The sequence below is a fragment of the Streptomyces fagopyri genome (assembly GCF_009498275.1).
Classification (GTDB): Bacteria; Actinomycetota; Actinomycetes; order Streptomycetales; family Streptomycetaceae; genus Streptomyces; species Streptomyces fagopyri.
Genome location: NZ_CP045643.1, coordinates 6,879,686 through 6,895,549, shown reverse-complemented (window position 1 = coordinate 6,895,549; position 15,864 = coordinate 6,879,686). Strand labels below are relative to the sequence as shown.

15 protein-coding genes are annotated in these 15,864 nt (G+C 71.8%); 6 read left to right on the top strand and 9 right to left on the bottom strand.

Annotated elements, in window-relative coordinates:
- Positions 1 to 139: 139 nt before the first annotated feature.
- The gene (locus GFH48_RS29760; RefSeq protein WP_153291184.1) at positions 140 to 619 is read left to right on the top strand and encodes an anthrone oxygenase family protein; all 480 of its coding nucleotides are present in this window, start codon (positions 140 to 142) and stop codon (positions 617 to 619) included.
- A gap of 305 nt (positions 620 to 924) precedes the next feature.
- Complete coding sequence (locus GFH48_RS29755) at positions 925 to 2,412, top strand: glutamate synthase subunit beta (RefSeq protein WP_153291183.1); 1,488 nt, start codon at positions 925 to 927, stop codon at positions 2,410 to 2,412.
- Between the two features lie 340 nt (positions 2,413 to 2,752).
- On the opposite strand, the gene GFH48_RS29750 is transcribed toward GFH48_RS29755, so the two are convergent.
- Positions 2,753 to 3,319, bottom strand: coding sequence for a carboxymuconolactone decarboxylase family protein (locus tag GFH48_RS29750; protein ID WP_153293179.1), 567 nt, complete (start codon positions 3,317 to 3,319; stop codon positions 2,753 to 2,755).
- A 95-nt stretch (positions 3,320 to 3,414) separates the two neighbouring features.
- Here GFH48_RS29750 and pdxR point away from each other — a divergent pair, with 95 nt between their 5' ends.
- Positions 3,415 to 4,842 carry a MocR-like pyridoxine biosynthesis transcription factor PdxR gene (pdxR, locus tag GFH48_RS29745; protein ID WP_153291182.1) on the top strand — a complete coding sequence of 476 codons (1,428 nt, stop codon included), beginning with the start codon at positions 3,415 to 3,417 and terminating at the stop codon, positions 4,840 to 4,842.
- Positions 4,843 to 5,076: 234 nt separating this feature from the next.
- On the opposite strand, the gene GFH48_RS29740 is transcribed toward pdxR, so the two are convergent.
- Together GFH48_RS29740 and GFH48_RS29735 are read right to left on the bottom strand one after the other, a co-directional pair.
- Positions 5,077 to 5,340 carry a DUF397 domain-containing protein gene (locus GFH48_RS29740; RefSeq protein WP_148013473.1) on the bottom strand — a complete coding sequence of 88 codons (264 nt, stop codon included), beginning with the start codon at positions 5,338 to 5,340 and terminating at the stop codon, positions 5,077 to 5,079.
- The gene (locus GFH48_RS29735) at positions 5,341 to 6,201 is read right to left on the bottom strand and encodes a helix-turn-helix domain-containing protein (protein WP_153291181.1); all 861 of its coding nucleotides are present in this window, start codon (positions 6,199 to 6,201) and stop codon (positions 5,341 to 5,343) included. It lies immediately after the preceding gene.
- 251 nt (positions 6,202 to 6,452) lie between these two features.
- Between GFH48_RS29735 and GFH48_RS29730 the strand changes: the two genes are divergently transcribed.
- From GFH48_RS29730 to GFH48_RS29720, 3 genes are all read left to right on the top strand, one after another.
- A complete protein-coding gene (locus tag GFH48_RS29730) occupies positions 6,453 to 7,106 on the top strand; it encodes an ATP-binding protein (protein WP_153291180.1) in 654 nt (217 codons plus the stop codon).
- Positions 7,097 to 7,549: a hypothetical protein gene (locus tag GFH48_RS29725; RefSeq protein ID WP_153291179.1), complete on the top strand. Its 453-nt coding sequence runs from the start codon at positions 7,097 to 7,099 to the stop codon at positions 7,547 to 7,549. Before GFH48_RS29730 ends, GFH48_RS29725 begins: the two co-directional genes overlap by 10 nt.
- Positions 7,550 to 8,051: 502 nt before the next feature.
- A complete protein-coding gene (locus GFH48_RS29720) occupies positions 8,052 to 9,914 on the top strand; it encodes an ABC transporter ATP-binding protein (protein WP_153293178.1) in 1,863 nt (620 codons plus the stop codon).
- A gap of 14 nt (positions 9,915 to 9,928) precedes the next feature.
- Here GFH48_RS29720 and GFH48_RS29715 read toward each other — a convergent pair whose 3' ends face one another.
- From GFH48_RS29715 to GFH48_RS29690, 6 genes are all read right to left on the bottom strand, one after another.
- Positions 9,929 to 10,102, bottom strand: coding sequence for a hypothetical protein (locus GFH48_RS29715; RefSeq protein WP_153291178.1), 174 nt, complete (start codon positions 10,100 to 10,102; stop codon positions 9,929 to 9,931).
- A 268-nt stretch (positions 10,103 to 10,370) separates the two neighbouring features.
- Positions 10,371 to 11,057: a DUF899 domain-containing protein gene (locus tag GFH48_RS29710; RefSeq protein WP_153291177.1), complete on the bottom strand. Its 687-nt coding sequence runs from the start codon at positions 11,055 to 11,057 to the stop codon at positions 10,371 to 10,373.
- Between the two features lie 215 nt (positions 11,058 to 11,272).
- The gene (locus tag GFH48_RS29705) at positions 11,273 to 13,330 is read right to left on the bottom strand and encodes an FUSC family protein (protein WP_153291176.1); all 2,058 of its coding nucleotides are present in this window, start codon (positions 13,328 to 13,330) and stop codon (positions 11,273 to 11,275) included.
- A 588-nt stretch (positions 13,331 to 13,918) separates the two neighbouring features.
- The gene (locus GFH48_RS29700) at positions 13,919 to 14,650 is read right to left on the bottom strand and encodes a DUF7873 family protein (protein ID WP_153291175.1); all 732 of its coding nucleotides are present in this window, start codon (positions 14,648 to 14,650) and stop codon (positions 13,919 to 13,921) included.
- 80 nt (positions 14,651 to 14,730) lie between these two features.
- A complete protein-coding gene (locus tag GFH48_RS29695) occupies positions 14,731 to 14,943 on the bottom strand; it encodes a DUF397 domain-containing protein (protein WP_153291174.1) in 213 nt (70 codons plus the stop codon).
- Positions 14,940 to 15,770 (bottom strand): helix-turn-helix domain-containing protein, encoded by an 831-nt coding sequence (locus tag GFH48_RS29690; protein WP_153291173.1) that lies wholly within the window; start codon positions 15,768 to 15,770, stop codon positions 14,940 to 14,942. Before GFH48_RS29690 ends, GFH48_RS29695 begins: the two co-directional genes overlap by 4 nt.
- Positions 15,771 to 15,864 lie beyond the last annotated feature (94 nt).

Here is a 15,864-nt window from a genome sequence, read left to right as displayed (position 1 = left end):
GTGGCCGGCTCCTGGACGCTCGCGCATGCGTCCGGGCACCTCGGCCATGGTCGCGGCCGGCGCGAGGGATTTCACTTGTGGTGAGGGGTGGCGCCATGCAGGATCTTTGGCTTCGGGGAACGACGACGCGGGGGTTGTCATGATCGATGGGCCGTATCTCGTGCTGACGGTGCTGGGGGTGCTCGGCTGCGGGATGGTGGCCGGGGTGTTCTGCGGGTTCTCGACCTTCGTGATGCGCGGGCTGGCCGAGCTGCCGCCCGCCCAGGGTGTGGCGGCGATGAACTCGATCAACGCGGCCGCGGTGCGCCCGGCGTTCATGCTGCTGTTCGTCGGCTCGGCGGGACTGTGCGCCGTACTCGGCGTGGTCACGTTCGTGCTGCTGCCCGACGACGGGACGGTGGAGCTGCTGCTGGGCAGCGCTCTGTATCTGTTCGGGTCGTTCGGGGTGACGGTCGTCGCGAACGTCCCGCGCAACGACGCGCTCCTGAAGATGGACCCCGGCAGCCCCGAGGGCGCCGCGCAGTGGCGCTCGTACGTGCGCGGGTGGACGAGATGGAACCACGTCCGCACGCTCGCGTCGGCCGCCGCGGCGCTCTCGTACACGCTGGCCCTCACCTGACCACGCCCACGCGCCCTCACCCGGGCACGCGTGGCCCGCCGAGCACCCGTGGATGCCCTCCGGCGCCGTCAGCCCGAGCACGCGTGGATGCCCCTCCGGCGCCCTCAGCCCGAGCGCGCGCAGGTGCCCTCACCTGCGGCGCACGCGGGCTCCCGGCCGAGGCGCGGGCCTGCCTTCACCTGAGCGGCAGGGCCCGGGAAGGCGTCGTATCGTGGCGGGAGAGGAGTGCCGCCCGGAAGGCGTGACCGAAGGTGTCCGACGCCCGTGCGGCTCCGTGACGCTACGCGCACGCAAGGGGGACGGCCATGGCCGATCCCAAGGGATTCATGTCCACTCCGCGCGAGGAGTATCCGCGCCGGCCCGTCGAGGAGCGGGTGCGGGACTGGAACGAGGTCTACGTCCCCGGTGCGCTGCTGCCGATCATCGGGCGCCAGGCCGACCGCTGCATGGACTGCGGGGTCCCCTTCTGCCACGAAGCCTGTCCGCTCGGCAACCTGATCCCCGAGTGGAACGACCTCGTCTCGCGCGACGACTGGCGTGCGGCGAGCGACCGGCTGCACGCGACGAACAACTTCCCCGAGTTCACCGGGCGGTTGTGCCCCGCGCCGTGCGAGGCGGGCTGTGTCCTCGCGATCAACCAGCCCGCGGTCACCATCAAGAACGTCGAGGTGGCCATCGCCGACCGTGCCTGGGCCGACGGCTTCACGCCGCCGAGTCCGCCGGAGCGGCTCTCCGGGCGGACGGTAGCGGTGGTCGGATCGGGGCCCACCGGGCTCGCCGCCGCCCAGCAGCTGACCCGGGCCGGACACACCGTCGCCGTCTACGAGCGGGCCGACAGGATCGGCGGCCTGCTGCGGTACGGCATCCCCGCGTTCAAGATGGAGAAGCGCCACCTGGACAGGCGGCTGGAGCAGATGCGGGCGGAGGGGACCAAGTTCCGCACCTCGACGACGATCGGGCGGGACCTCACGGCGTCGGAGCTGCGGATGCGCTACGACGCCGTCGTGCTCGCCACGGGGGCCACGGCCTGGCGTGAACTGGACGTGACAGGGCGCGAGTTGAGTGGCATCCATCAGGCGATGGAGTATCTGCCGTTCGCCGACCGGGTGTGCGAGGGCGATCTGGAGGTCTCGCCTTTGTCCGCGGCCGGCAAGCACGTCGTCATCGTCGGCGGCGGCGACACGGGGGCGGACTGTCTGGGGACGGCGGTGCGCGAGGGAGCCGCGTCCGTGACCCAGCTCGACATCTATCCGCAGCCGGAGGAGGAGCGCGACCACGACGTCGAACCGTGGCCCACGTATCCGAAGATCTACCGGCTCTCGGCCGCGCACGAGGAGGCCCGGGACCTGGAGACGGCGCCGGCGGCGCACGCGGACGCGCGGCTCTTCGCCGCGTCCACGCTCCACTTCACCGGGGACGCGAGGGGACGGGTGCGTTCGCTGCACCTGGTCGAGGTGGACGCGGGGCGCCGTCCCGTCCCGGGTTCCGGCCGGACCCTCCCGGCCGACCTCGTGCTGCTCGCCCTCGGTTTCTCGGGTCCGGACCGGCACGACGGTCTGATCGACCAGCTCGGTCTGGCCCTCGACCCGCGCGGCACGATCACCCGCGACGCCGGTTTCGCGACCAACGTTCCGCGGGTGTACGCCGCCGGGGACGCGGCCCGTGGCCAGTCCCTCATCGTGTGGGCCATCGCCGAGGGCCGTGCGGTGGCGGCCGCGGTGGATCGCGCGCTGACCGGAATCTCCAGCCTGCCGGCGCCGATCGGTCCGTTCGACCGTCCCATGACGGCGTAGGCCGGGACCGCACGACCGGGGCGGGCGCGTACGGACGCCCCGCGGGACCCGAGGCGACCCGCCGACCGCGCCCGGCGCCTCTTGTCCCGCGCCCCGCCAACCGCGTCCCGGGTCCCAGGCCCCGCGCCCCGCCACGCCCCGCGCCAGCCTCCCGGCCCCGGGCCCCGGGCCCCGGGCCCGGCCCCGGCTCCGGGCTCCGGGCTCCGGCTCCAGGCTCCAGGCTCCAGCTCCGGGCTCCGGCTCCAGCTCCGGGCTCCGGCTCCAGGCTCCAGCTCCGGGCTCCGGGCTCCGGCTCCGGGCTCCGGCTCCGGGCTCCGAGCTCCGGAGTCCGGACTCCGGCTCAGCGCGTGTCCGTTCCGGCGATCTTCGCCGTCGCCAGCGCGACCCGGTTCCAGGTGTTGATCGTGAGGATCACGGCGAGGACGTGGGCCAGTTCCTGGTCGTCGAAGACCGCGGCGGCCCGCGCGTAGACGTCGTCCGGGACTCCGCCGTCGGCGACCAGGGTGACCGCCTCGGTGAGGGCCAGGGCGGCCCGCTCCCGTTCGGTGAAGAAGTGGCCGGCCTCGCGCCACACCGGGACCATGTGCAGCCGGTCCTCGCTCTCACCTGCCTTGCGGGCGTCGTTGGTGTGCATGTGGAGGCAGTACGCGCAGTGGTTGAGGTGCGAGGAGCGGATCTGGATCAGTTCGACGAGGGCCGGGTCGAGCCCCTCCCGGGCCGCCGCGTCGAAGCCGATCAACGCACGGAAGACCCTCGGAGCGGACTTCGCGAGGTCGAGACGCGGGCTCCCGGCGACGGCCGGCGGACCCACCACCGGGTTCACCACCGAGTTCACGGCCGGGTCCGTCGCCGGGTCAACCGTCGGGTCCACTGTCGGGTCCGTCGCCGGGTCAACCGTCGGGGTCATGGTCGGCGCCGCGCCGGCGTTCGTGCTCGTGCTCGTGTTCGTCGTCATGACCATGAACCTACGGGCGGGAAAGACCAGTTGTAGAGTTCACTTCCATGGCGGAATCATGGGTCAATTCTGCGGAGCGGATCGGCGCCGACCTGTATGTGGAGCTGTCCGGTCCGGGCGGACGCCGGGCCGCCCTGATCCGCGCGCTGCGCGACGCCGTACGCGGCGGAAGGCTGGCGCCGGGCACGCGGCTGCCGCCGTACCGCTCACTCGCCGCCGACCTGGGCATGGCGCGCAACACGGTCGCCGACGCGTACGCCGAGTTGGTCGCCGAGGGCTGGCTGACCGCCCGCCAGGGTTCGGGCACCCGGGTCGCCACGCCCCTGAACCAGTGGGGGAACAGCGCACCGCGGGGCGCCGCCGCGCGCGTACCGAAGAAGGCCCCCGCACCGCCCCGGGGCCCCCGGCACGATCTGCGGCAGGGCACGCCGGACGCGTCGTCGTTCCCGCGTTCCGCCTGGCTCGCCTCGTACCGGCGGGCTCTCCGGCAGGCGCCCACCGAAGCGTTCGGGCCGGGCGATCCGGCGGGGCGGCGCGAGCTGCGCGAAGCCCTCGCCGAATACCTGACCCGCACGCGCGGGGTGCGCGCCGACCCGGAGCGGATCGTGATCTGCTCCGGGTTCGCGCACGCTCTGCGGCTGTTGTTCCCGCGGGTCCTGCGGGGGCCGCTGGCTGTCGAGTCGTACGGCCTCGGCTTCCACCGCGAGTTGCTGGCCGCCGCGTCCGTACGGACCGTGCCGCTGGCCCTGGACGAGGACGGCGCCCAGGTGGGCGGGCTGGACCGGGAGCGGGCCGTACTGCTCACGCCGGCACACCAGTTCCCGACCGGCGGCCCGCTGCATCCGGAACGGCGGGCCGCGGTGGTCGACTGGGCACGCGCGCGCGGCGGACTGGTGCTGGAGGACGACTACGACGGGGAGTTCCGCTACGACCGCCGGCCTGTCGGCGCTCTACAGGGACTGGACCCGGAGCGGGTGGTCCACATCGGCTCGGTCAGCAAGAGCCTGTCGCCCGCGCTGCGGCTCGGCTGGATGGTCCTTCCGCAGCGGTACGTCGACGCCGTCCTCGCGGCCAAGGGCGAGCGGGAGGCCTGGGCGAGCACCCTGGACCAGCTGACGCTCGCGGACTTCCTCGCCTCGGGGTCGTACGACCGTCATGTGCGCCGTATGCGGCAGCGGTACCGGACGCGGCGCGACCGGCTCGTCGCGGCGCTCGCCGAGCGGGCGCCGCACATCGAGGTCACCGGGATCGCGGCCGGACTGCACGCGGTGCTGAGACTGCCGCCCGGGACCGAACGCTCGGCGGTCAAGGCCGCGACCTGGCAGGGGGTCGCGCTGGACGGACTGGCCGAGTTCCGGCACCCGCGGGCGACGATGTCCGTGCCGGACGGACTGGTCGTGGGATACGCGACTCCTTCGGAACACGCGTACGGGGCGGCCCTGGAGGCGTTGTGCGAGGCGCTGCCCCCGGGCTGACCGCTCTCGCCGCCACCGGGACGGCCACGCCCCGCACCGTCGTGCTTCTGGGTTCTGCGTCGTGCCTCCGGATTTCTTCTCGTATCCCGACGGGTGGCCAATTCATCACTGTTTTAGGGGGGTTCAACAGCATTCAACGGAGTTCAGGAGAAGGGCAAGGGGGTCAGAAGGGCAGATGGGTCAGAGGAGGTGGATGGGCCAGAGGAGGTGGGTGGGCCAAGGAAGGCAGAGGGATCAGGAGAGAAGGAAGTCCGCCACCCCTTCCTTCGCACCCTGGATGAACGCGGTCATCTCACCGGGCGTGTAGATCAGGGCGGGTCCGTCCGGGTCCGCCGACTGACGCACCGCGATCCGTCCGTCGGCCAGTTTCATCGCCTCCAGGCAGTTGCCGCCGTTGCCTCCGCTCCAGGGCTTGTGCCAGCCCTCGCTGCCGAGTTCACGGGCCGGCATTCCGTTGTAGATCCGCTCGTTGCGCATCCGCTGCTTGATGTTGTCCATTCACAACTCCTTGCGGAGATCCCGGAGGATCTCCTTCGTGCGATGTGCCGTCGCGGCCTGCGCCGCCATGCGGTCCATGACCTCGAGGTGGGTCGCCACCTCGGAACGCTCGTCCAGATAGACGGCGCCGGTCAGGTACTCGCTGTAGACCATGTCCGGGAGCTCCGGCATGGCAAAGCGAAACAGCACGAAGGGCCCGTACGTACCGGGGTGCGGCCCTGTGGAGAACGGGACGACCTGGAGCGTGACGTTGGGCAGCTTCGTGGATTCGATGAGCTTGTCGATCTGGGCCCGCATCACCTCGGGGCCGCCGACGGCGCGGCGCAGGGCCGTCTCGTCCATCACGGCCCAGATCCGGGGTGCGCCCTCACGGGTGAGCAGATCCTGGCGTTGCATGCGCAGCGCCACATGGCGCTCGATGTCCTCGGGTCTGGTCTGGCCCACGGCGCCCGATTTCAGGACACCACGGGCGTAGTCCTCGGTCTGAAGGATCCCGGGGACGAAGTGGGGTTCGTACGACCGGATGAGGATGGCCGCGCCCTCCAGGCTGACGTACATCGAGAACCAGCCCGGCAGGATGTCGTGGAAGCGCTGCCACCACCCGGGACGGTTGGCCTCCTCCGCCAGTTGCACGAAGGCCTCGGCCTCTTCGTCGGAGATCCCGTACGACTTCAGCAGCAGCTGGAGGTACGGGATCTTGAGGGAGACCTCGGCCATCTCCATCCGCCGGACCGTGGCGGGCGCGACGCGCAGGATGCGCGCGGCCTCCTCACGTTTGAGACCGGCGCGTTCGCGCAGGTCCAGCAGGCGTCGGCCGAGCACGACCTGACCGACCGTCGGCGCGGACCGCGGTTCGCTCACGTCCCACCTCCACTGAAGTCCTGTGAGTCCCGAACGGCACTGAGCCCCGAACGACACCGTTCTGCGGGCCGGACACCGAGTCCTGACAGAACGGGCGGCGCCGTCCGGGTTCCTTACGTCTCTTTCGACGGGTCCCAACTGGCGCCGCTCGGCGTGCTGTTGTCTGCAGTGTGCCATGGCGCTTCACAGAGTCACACGGCACTCTGCATTTTTCAGAGTGACACTTGCCAAGTGTCCGCGGCGAGACGATAGTGGCACGCGTGACTCCGTCCGCGCCTTTAGGAACAGACACCGCCGAAGACCGTTCCGGTCTCCGTGCCATCGCAGGGCTGCGCTCGCGCGCGGTTCGCGGGCGCCGGTTCCGCTTCGAGCTGGCCGCACACCCGGCTTCCGTCGCTCGGGCGCGACAGCTGACGCGCGCCCGGCTGGCAGGCTGGGCCCTGTCCGACGACACCTGTGACACGGCCGTCCTCGTCGTGTCCGAGCTGGTCACCAACGCCATCCTGCACAGCGCGAGCAGTCGGGTGGTGTGCGAACTGCACGACAACGACGACCTGGTGCGGATAGCCGTACGGGACGAGGGCCGCGCTCCCGGCGAACCGCGCCCCTCGCCGCGGCGCCCCGACGAGGAGCACGGCCGGGGCCTGCCGCTCGTCGCGGCCATGTGCCGGGCCTGGGGCGCCCAGGACACCGGGCCGGGGCTGCTGGTCTGGGCGGATCTGCCGCGCTGCCCCTCGACCGGCGCCGAATCGGCCAGGTCCGACCTCGGCTGGACCGCGAAGAAGCCGGCGTCCGAAGGCCGGGGCACCGGGACGGAAGCGTCGCGGGGCACCGGCGCCGGCACGGAAGCGGCGTGGGGTACCGGGACGGAAACGTCGTGGGGTACGGGGACCGAATGGCTGTGAGGGGTACGTCAGCCGCAGGACCCGCCGCTCAGGTCCTTGGCCTGGACACCCTGGTCCGCCTGAAGCGCGCACGGACCGTGTCCGGAGCCGTCAGACGTCTCCCCGTACCCGAGGGAATGGCCGTGCCGCTGGGGTGCGACGCGGTGGCGGTGCCCGCCCCGTTCGGGCCGCTGCTGCTGTCACGGCTGCCCCGCGTGGGCTGTGTCTACGCCGACAGGGCGCAGTGGTGGTGGCTCGTGCCCTCCGAGTCCGACGTGGCCCTGGACTGGCCCGCGCCCGCCCGTTACGCCACCGGCGCGGTCGTACCCGACGCCCCGCTCGCCCCCGGACTCATCCACCGACCGCACGGCACCCTGCCGTACACCCCGCCGATCCCCCTCTATCTGGCCCTGTGCCGGATCACGGGGACCACCCCCGTCTGGTCGCGCCCGATCAGCGTGTAGGCCGCCGTCACCGGGGGCTCCCGGCGGGTCCGAAGTGCGCCGGTCGCCACCCGTGCCCCGTCGCCGCCGTGCGTGAAGTGCCGCGTTCCTGGGGAGGGCACCGTTCGTCCGTACCCGGGGGAGGCCCATGGTGGGGAGTTCGGCAGGAGAGCCGGTGCAGAGGGCGACGCACACACCGGCGCCCGAGGAAGCACGGGAAACAGCGCAGAAGGCACCGCCGGACCCCGCGCAGGCCGCACCACCCGAACCGGAACGGGCCGCACCACCCGAACCGGCACGGGAAGCGCCACCCGAACCGGCACGGGAAGCGCCACGCGAATCCGCGCGGAAGGCACCGCCCGGCCCGGCGCGGAAGGCACCGCCCGGCCCGGCGCGGGAGCCCGCGCCGGACACGGACCAGGGGCCGCCGCAGGAAGCGCCCCCGAAGAAGACGCGTGACCGCGGCAAGACGGCACCCTCCGCCTCCGAACGCCTGCTCTTCGGCGGCCCCCTGCGCTACGACATGGGATGGTCCCAGCACTCCGACGCGTTCATGGAGTTGAACTTCCGCGCGATGGTGACGCGGCTGCCCGCGCTGCTCGCCTCCAGTTTCCGGCTCGCCTGGACGGCGGACCGCCGCGCCGCCCGTATCGTGCTCGTCGCCGAGCTGGCGCGGGGCGCGGCGCAGGCGGTGAGCCTGCTGGCCGTCAACAACGTGCTGGGCCGGCTGGTGTCGAGCGGCCCGGTCCAGGACCGGCTGCGCGGAGCCGCCCCTGCGTTGATCACGGTCGCCGTCGTGATGCTGCTCTCCGCGCTGCTGCGGGCGGCCTCCACCTACGCCACCGGACGTCTGGAACCCAAGGTGGAGCGGGTGGCGACCGAGCTCTATCTGGAGCGGGCGGCGGCCGTGGAGCTGTCCGCGATCGAGGACGACGCCTTCCACAAGCTGCTGGACACCGCGCAGTACGGTGCCACTTCGGCCCGGCGCATGATCGCGATCGCGACCCGCGTCGTGAACGCGATGATCTCCCTGATCGCGGCCGCGGGCGTGCTGACCGTGCTGCACCCGGCCCTGCTGCCGCTGCTCGTGACGATGACCCTGCCGAGCGCCTGGAGTTCCCTGACCATCGCCCGGCGGCGCTACGAGTCCTTCCACACCTGGGTGCAGCACGCCCGGGCCGGGCATCTGATCAGCAACCTGCTGACCGAGCCCGAGGCGGCTCCGGAGATCCGCGTGCACGGGGTCGGCCCGTTCCTGCTGCGCCACTTCCGCTCGATGTCGGAGACCGCCGAGGCGGAACAGGCCCGACTGGCCCGTCTCTCCGCCCGGACCGGCCTGATCGCGGCGGCCTGGACGGGGCTGGCCACGGTGGCGACGTACGCGACCCTCGGCGCGCTGCTGGTCACCGGCGCGATGGCGCTCGCGGTGGCGGGGACGGCCGTACTCGCGATCCGCACCGGCTCCGCGAGCCTCGACACCCTCGTCCTGGAGGTCAACTCCCTGCACGAGGAGGCCCTGTTCGTGGGGGACCTCCAGCGCCTGTACGTCGAGGCCGCCGAGCGCGCGATACCGGTGGGCGGCGATCCGCTCCCCGAGGATCCGAGTGAGATCCGCTTCGAGAACGTCACATTCACCTACCCGGGCGCGTCGACCCGGCCGGCGCTCGCGGATGTCACCCTGCGGGTGCCGCTGGGCAGGATCGTGGCGCTCGTCGGCGAGAACGGTTCGGGCAAGACGACCCTGGTGAAGCTGCTCGCGGGACTCTACGCGCCCGAGCGGGGCCGGATCCTGTGGGACGACGTCGACGTGGTGACCGTCGACCGGCAGCAACTGGCCGGGCGCATCGCGATGGTGGCGCAGGACTTCAAGCGGTGGCCGTTCACGGCCCGTGTCAATGTCGCGGTCGGCCGGGCCTCGGCCCCGCTCACCGACGAGCGCGTCGCGTCGTCGGTCGCGGAGGCCGGTGCCGAGGACGTGGTCGCCGACCTGCCCCGCGGCCTGGACACGCTCCTCGCCCGGGGGTTCAGCGGTGGACACGAACTGTCGGGCGGCCAGTGGCAGCGGCTGGGCATCGCACGGGCCGCGTACCGCCGCGGCCGCATCCTGATCGTGGACGAGCCCACCGCGGCCCTCGACGCGCGGGCCGAGCTGGAGGTGTTCGAGAAGATCCGGGCGCTGGCGGGCAGCGGGCAGACGGTCATCCTCATCACACACCGGCTGGCCTCGGTCCGCCACGCCGATCTGGTGCACGTACTCGAACAGGGCCGTCTCGTGGAGTCCGGCAGCCCCGACGAACTGCTCGCCTCGGGCGGCGTCTACGCCGAGCTGTACTCGCTCCAGGCGGAGCAGTTCACCTCGAAGGTGCCCGCGCCGAAGGCGGGTTGAACCGGCACGCAGCGCTACTCGACGAGTTCCCCGCCGCGCACGATCACCAGGAACGCGTCCGAGGCGAGGTCCATGACGACCTCCGCGGCCTGACCCTCCAGGCGGCACGCGTGCGCGAACTCCTCGGCGGGCCACGAACCGCGTGGTCCGCCGGCGGGAAAGCGCTCCAGCACCATTCGCCCGTTCACCCTGTACCTCCATGCAGCGCTGTACTTCAAAAGTTGAGCGACTCATAGAGTTAAACGCCGGAGGCGGGGTGCAGGGCTCGCCCGGTGACAGGACTGAGACGTAGCCGACACCTGTTCATCGCTTGGTGTGAGGGAGCTCTCCTGCCGCGCGCGTTTCCTTTCACTCCTCGTACGCGGCCGGTCCGCGTGCCCGGCCAGATCCTCGTATCCGGCCCGGCCTTCGTATCCGGCCCGGCCTTCGTATCCGGCCCGGTACTCGTATTCCGGCTCAGTCCTCGTACTCATCGTGGTAGCGGATCCGCTCGCTGCCCGCCGGCGCGCCGAGTACGGACGCCCGTCCCGCGGGCCGCTCCCACTCCTCCTGCCGCCCGAGCGCCGTGAGATCCAGCAGGGTGGTGGTGGAACCGAGCCCGTCGAGTCCGCGCTCGTAGGTGGAGTACGTGTGGAACACCCGGTCGTGTTCCCGCAGGAAGCAGCTCATCCCCGGCCGCTCGTAGGGTTCGTCGCCCCCGAAGGATGCCTGGAAGTCGTAGTTGAAGTCGCTCTCCCGGGAGGAGTACCAGGGCAGCGTCCAGCCCATGCGGGCCTTGAACGGCAGGATCTTCGTGTACGGCGCCCGGGAGACGGCGGCGAACTCGGTGCCGCGGGCGCGCAGATGCGCGAGGTGCCCGATCTGGTCGAGGAAGGCCGAGCAGCTGCGACAGCCCGCATCCCACTCCGGCGCGAACATGAAGTGGTAGACGACGAGTTGGTGGCGCCCCGCGAAGAGGTCGAGGAGCGTCGCCTTCCCGTCGCCGCTCTCGAACACGTACTCCTTGTCGACCTCGACCATGGGCAGGCCGCGCCGCTCCGCGGCCAGCGCGTCCCGCGCACGCGTGGCGGCCTTCTCCTTGGCCAGCAGTTCCTCGCGCGCGGTGCGCCACTCCTCACGCGAGACGATCCTGGGAAGCGTCATGTGTCCCTCCTACCGAACGGTGCCTTCGGTGTGGTGACCGGACGCGGGCACGGAACTCATCGGTGGATCACCAAGATTTTTTGACCGCGTTCCGTGCCGTCCCGCCGGCGGCCGCGCCAGGCAGTCGCCGCGCCGTCGTCGGACCGCCGCCGCGGTGTCCCCGGCCTGCCGCCGCACTGTCGCCGTGTTGCCGCCGCGCTGTCCCCGGGCGGCGTTCAGCCCGCGAGCCGCGTGGGGGCGGGCCGCTGACCGTCCCGTGGTGGGGCCGCCGACCCCGCCCGTCGTCCGGCGAGTTCGTCGAGTTCTTCGAGGAGTTCGGCGACCCGCCCGGTGTGCCGGGAGGTGAGCCGCCCGGTGTCGTCGAGCTGTACGGCGCAGGCGGTCGTGGTGTCGACCAGCCGTTCGAGGGTGGCCGCGACCTCGTCCGTGCCCTCGGCGTGCCGGGCCAGCGCGGGAAGCTCCGCGGCGGCGACGTCGATCACGGCGCGGGCCTCGGCCAGCGACCGGTAGGCCTCACGGCGCAGCACCCACCGGCCTGTCCGGTCGTCCGTCGTGCCGTCGTCCAGGACATGGGCGAGATAGGCGTGGGCGGCCTCGGCGGCGCGGGTGAGCCGGGCCCGTACCCCTCCCGCGCGCTGCCCGAGCGCCGGCAGATGCCCGACGAGCAGCACGATCGCGCACGCCAGCAGCGTCTCGCCGATCCGGTTCCAGGAGGCCTGCGGTTCTCCTCCCACCACGACCAGGCAGAGCACGAGGACGGTGACGACGGCGGTCTGCGCGGCGAAGTGCCGGGTGGCGACGGGGATCAGCGCGCCGCAGAGCGCGACCAGGGCGACCGGCCCGGCCGGCCTCGGCAGCAGCGCGGCGAGGCCGGCGAAGACGACGGCGCCCAGCACGGTCCCCGCGGCCCGGCAGATCACCCGCGAGGCGAGCGGTCCGAGATCGGGCTTGACGAGGAAGACGGCCGTGGCGGGGAGCCAGTACCAGTGAGGGTGGCTGCCGTACCAGCGGGTGTGGTGCAGGGCCTGGGCGACGGCCGCGCCGGCGCCGAAGCAGAGACCGACGCGCAGCCCGTACTCGCGTCCGCCGGAACCGAAGGCGGTGCGCACGAGGGACGGGGCGGTCCGGCGCCGGATGTGCGGGCGCTGTCCGGCGCCGCTCCTGCCTCCTTGCTCTCCCTGCCCTCCCCGGGCTCCCTCGCCCCTCTGGCCCCTGTCACCTCTCAGGCCCCTTCCACCTCTCCGGCATCCGCCGCCCCTCCCGCCTTCACCGCCCCTCCGGCCCTCCCTGTCGAAGGTGTCGGCCGCGTGCAGCAGCGCGTCGTCGAGGGCGCGCAGGGCGGGCGCGGAGCGGGCGGGCGCGGGCAACGCGCCGGTGTGCGTGCCGGTGCGTACGGCGACGGCGAGTCGACGTGGCCCCTGCGCGGCCCGCGCTGGTAACGGGTCGCCCGCCCAGGCGAGGGCGGTCGCGGCCTCGGCGAGCGGCAGTGCGGCGGCGTACTGGGCGTGCAGTCGGCGCTCGGCCGCGCAACCGGCGCGGCGGCGCAGCCGGGGTCCGTCGAGCGCGTCCTGGGCGTGATCGAGTGCGGCGGTGAGCGCGGCCCGGTGGCGGGGCGCGTCCGGCCCCCCGACCGCTTCGAGCAGCGCGGCGACCGCCTCGTACACCGCGCCTACGGCGTGCCGCTCTCCGTCGAACCGGTAGTCCCCGGCGGTGGCTCCGGGGGTGGGCAGGGCGAGCCGCAACGCGAGCAGCCAGCCGGCCCCGCCGAGGAAGAGGAGCGCCCGCTGCCAGCCGGGCTCGGGCAGGGGCATCCCGGCCCCGATGGCGGAGGCGACGAGCAGCTGCGTCCCGGCCGCGCTCGCGACGGGACCGACCGCGCTGACGGCTCCGGCGAACAGCCCGAGCACCGTGAGAAGCAGGGTGAGCGTCACCGCCCCGGCGTACTGTCCCGCGTACGAACCCGCGAGCAGTCCACCGGCTCCCGCGAGCGCCGGCACTCCGAGCCGCCTGACCGCGGCCCGACGGCTTCCCGGCCGGTCGTTGATCCCGGCGAGCATGGCGCCGAGGGCCGCGACGACACCGGCGGAGGTGTCGTGGCTCAGTACGGCGACGAGCAGGAGGGGTCCGGCGGCCAGGGCACCTCGTACGACCGCGTTCCAGGGCACGGGGCCCCGCTGCGTGCGCAGGGCGTGGGCGAGCCAGGGCGGTACGGCGGCGCTGAGGCGGGACACGGGGCTCCAGTCGGGCGAGGGCGGGGTGCCTTCGGGCGACATCGGCCGGGCTCTTCAGGACCAGGGTAGTTCGCCTGCCCGGACGGAAAGGGCCGCGGGCGTTTCGACGAGGTGACGCTTTTCGGGAGATCCGCGTTCTTTATGAACGCAACTCCGTTCGCGCCCACGGAAAACGGATGCGGAACGGGAACGGGAAGCGTATCCGGGAACGGGAAGCGGGTCCGAGGGCGTAGCCGGCCCCCGGACCCTGTGATGCCACCCAATTCACACGCCGGCACGCTTGAGGACCCAGGTCAGTCGTTATGTCGCCGCGTCCTGCCTTTGGACCACCACGCATCGAGCTGCGCGGGCTGGACTTGAACCAGCATCTCGACGTACTGGGGCCTGGGCCCGGTCGATCCGGCGATCGGCGGCGAATGCTGAGTCTGGAGCAAGAGTCTGAGATTGATCACGGTCTGCCTCTGCCAATTGGGCTACCGCGGCGCGTGGGCACTGTGGGGGTGCCGTTGGGTGCCGCGGGGAGGGATCGAACCTCCACTGGAACCGTGCCTTTCACGACAAGCCTCAGTTTCAGCTTGCGCTCCTCGCGCGCCCCGGCCGTGGTGCGTCGTGGCCGGGGAGATCATGAGGCTACCCGAACAGGTAGCCGAAAACGGAGTCACCGACGCGCTGGTCGACGACGTCCACGCCGTTCGCCTCCTCACGGGCGAACTTGACGGCCTGCTGCAACTTCTCGACGCGGTCGAGGAGTTCGTTCACGCGCCGGGCGGGCAGGGCGCCGGAGAACTTCACGGTCGTCCAGTAGCCGACGGGAATGTCCTCGTAGTACACCTCGACCTGCGCGGGGTGCTTCTCGGTGGCCTCGGCCTTCACGTGGTTGCGCGGGACCTTCTTCGTCCGCAGGGTGCGGACGGGCTCGGTCTTCCACGCGTCGGTGGAGGGGTCCTGCACCCAGGACTCGGAGGCGTCGAGAACCGGCAGCTTCCTGACGAAGGTGTTGATGTCGGTGAGCTGCTTCTCGAGGAACAGCAGGTAGGAGACGGGCACATCGGCGACGAGCACCCGCCCGTCCACCTTCACGTCCGCGCGGGCCGCGCAGTTGGCCCAGTCCTTGGTGGCGGTCACATCGAACAGCCGCGTGAGCGTCCCCGCGGTGTCCCGCAGCACGTCCTCCGCCTGCACCTGCACCCGGGTGGACTCGGGCGGCAACTGCTCGCCCTCTTCGTCCTTCGGCTGATAGGTCCGCGAGATACCGGCCAGCAACGCGGGCTTCTGCAGCCCGTGATGGGCTGCCGTCAGGTCCTGATGGGACTTGGACTTGACGCCCTTCTCCACTGCGATGATCTGATTGAGTTTCGCCACGTCGGTGACGTTAGCAGTGACAACGGGACCTTTTCGAAGGGTTATTCGGCGCCGGCTTCCCGGACCCGGGTCACGGGCCCCTACGGAATGCGCCGGGCCACGAAGCCGACGAACTCGGTCCAGGCGACCGGCGTGAGGCTCACCACGGGTCCCGTCTTGTCCTTCGAGTCACGAACGTGCGTGACTCCCGGCCGGGAGGCGACCTCGACGCACTCGCCGCCCGCCCCGCTGCTGTAACTGCTCACGAACCAGGCCGACTCGGGGGTGGCGCTCACAGACTCTTCGACGCTCATGTCTCTCCCAGCAACTTCACAATGAGGACCAGCGATTCACGCGGAGTGAGCGCCTGTGCCCGGAGGATGCCGTACTGCTCCTCGATCTCCCGGACCGGCTTCCGCTCGGTGTAGAGGCGGCTGTCTTGTTGCGCCTCCACGTAGGCGATCCTCCGCCCTTCCTTCGTCTCGATCAAGGTGAACGGGCCGGCCAGTCCGGAGTGCTCTTCTCGCTCGGTCGGCATCACCTGGATTTCCACGTTACGCCTCTGTCCGTGGAGCAGGATCTGCTCAAGTTGCCCACGCATCACGCCCCGTCCACCCAGCGGGCGAAGCAGTACCGACTCCTCGATGACGAAGCTGAGAGTGGGCAGCGGCGAGCGGCAGAAAATGTGCTGCCGGGCCAGGCGTGCGGTGACCCTCTGTTCGACAGTCTCCTCATCCAGCAGTGGCCGCCAGTTCGCGAACACCGAGCGCGCGTATTCCTCCGTCTGCATGAGACCAGGTACCGCCTGATTCGCGTACACATGCAGCTCAACCGCCTCGGTCTCCAACCTGGCCGCATCCCTGAAGAACGCCGGATACTGCGCCCGAGCCACCTCCTCCTTCCCCGCCCTCAACACCCCACTCGCACCCAACACTTCATCGGCGCTGTCGATGAACCTGGGCGGAGGGATCCGCCTCCCCTGCTCGAACGAGGCGATCGTCGACGCCGAGTACCCCGTCCGCGCCCCCAACTCCGCCCGATCCACCCCGGCCCGCTCCCGGAACAGCTTCAGCTGACGCCCGAACACGTGCAGGATCCCCGCACCGGACTCGTACTCGCCCTCCGCCCGCTGCTCCTCCACGCGCGACACCTCCGTACGTACGCACCACCGGCACCCCGAACCCGCATCCGTTCCCGCAATCAACGGGGCGCGCGGGCGGCCGGTCACGCCTCAC

What these genes read in the sequence shown, in the direction of transcription:
- GFH48_RS29695 (WP_153291174.1), bottom strand. Translation starts at nt 14,943, where the DNA reads ATGAGCGTCGAAGAGTCTGTGAGCGCCACCCCCGAGTCGGCCTGGTTC.
- GFH48_RS29705 (WP_153291176.1), bottom strand. Translation starts at nt 13,330, where the DNA reads ATGTCGCCCGAAGGCACCCCGCCCTCGCCCGACTGGAGCCCCGTGTCC.
- pdxR (WP_153291182.1), top strand. Translation starts at nt 3,415, where the DNA reads ATGGCGGAATCATGGGTCAATTCTGCGGAGCGGATCGGCGCCGACCTG.
- GFH48_RS29755 (WP_153291183.1), top strand. Translation starts at nt 925, where the DNA reads ATGGCCGATCCCAAGGGATTCATGTCCACTCCGCGCGAGGAGTATCCG.
- GFH48_RS29760 (WP_153291184.1), top strand. Translation starts at nt 140, where the DNA reads ATGATCGATGGGCCGTATCTCGTGCTGACGGTGCTGGGGGTGCTCGGC.
- GFH48_RS29750 (WP_153293179.1), bottom strand. Translation starts at nt 3,319, where the DNA reads ATGACCCCGACGGTTGACCCGGCGACGGACCCGACAGTGGACCCGACG.
- GFH48_RS29740 (WP_148013473.1), bottom strand. Translation starts at nt 5,340, where the DNA reads ATGGACAACATCAAGCAGCGGATGCGCAACGAGCGGATCTACAACGGA.
- GFH48_RS29725 (WP_153291179.1), top strand. Translation starts at nt 7,097, where the DNA reads ATGGCTGTGAGGGGTACGTCAGCCGCAGGACCCGCCGCTCAGGTCCTT.
- GFH48_RS29710 (WP_153291177.1), bottom strand. Translation starts at nt 11,057, where the DNA reads ATGACGCTTCCCAGGATCGTCTCGCGTGAGGAGTGGCGCACCGCGCGC.
- GFH48_RS29720 (WP_153293178.1), top strand. Translation starts at nt 8,052, where the DNA reads ATGGGATGGTCCCAGCACTCCGACGCGTTCATGGAGTTGAACTTCCGC.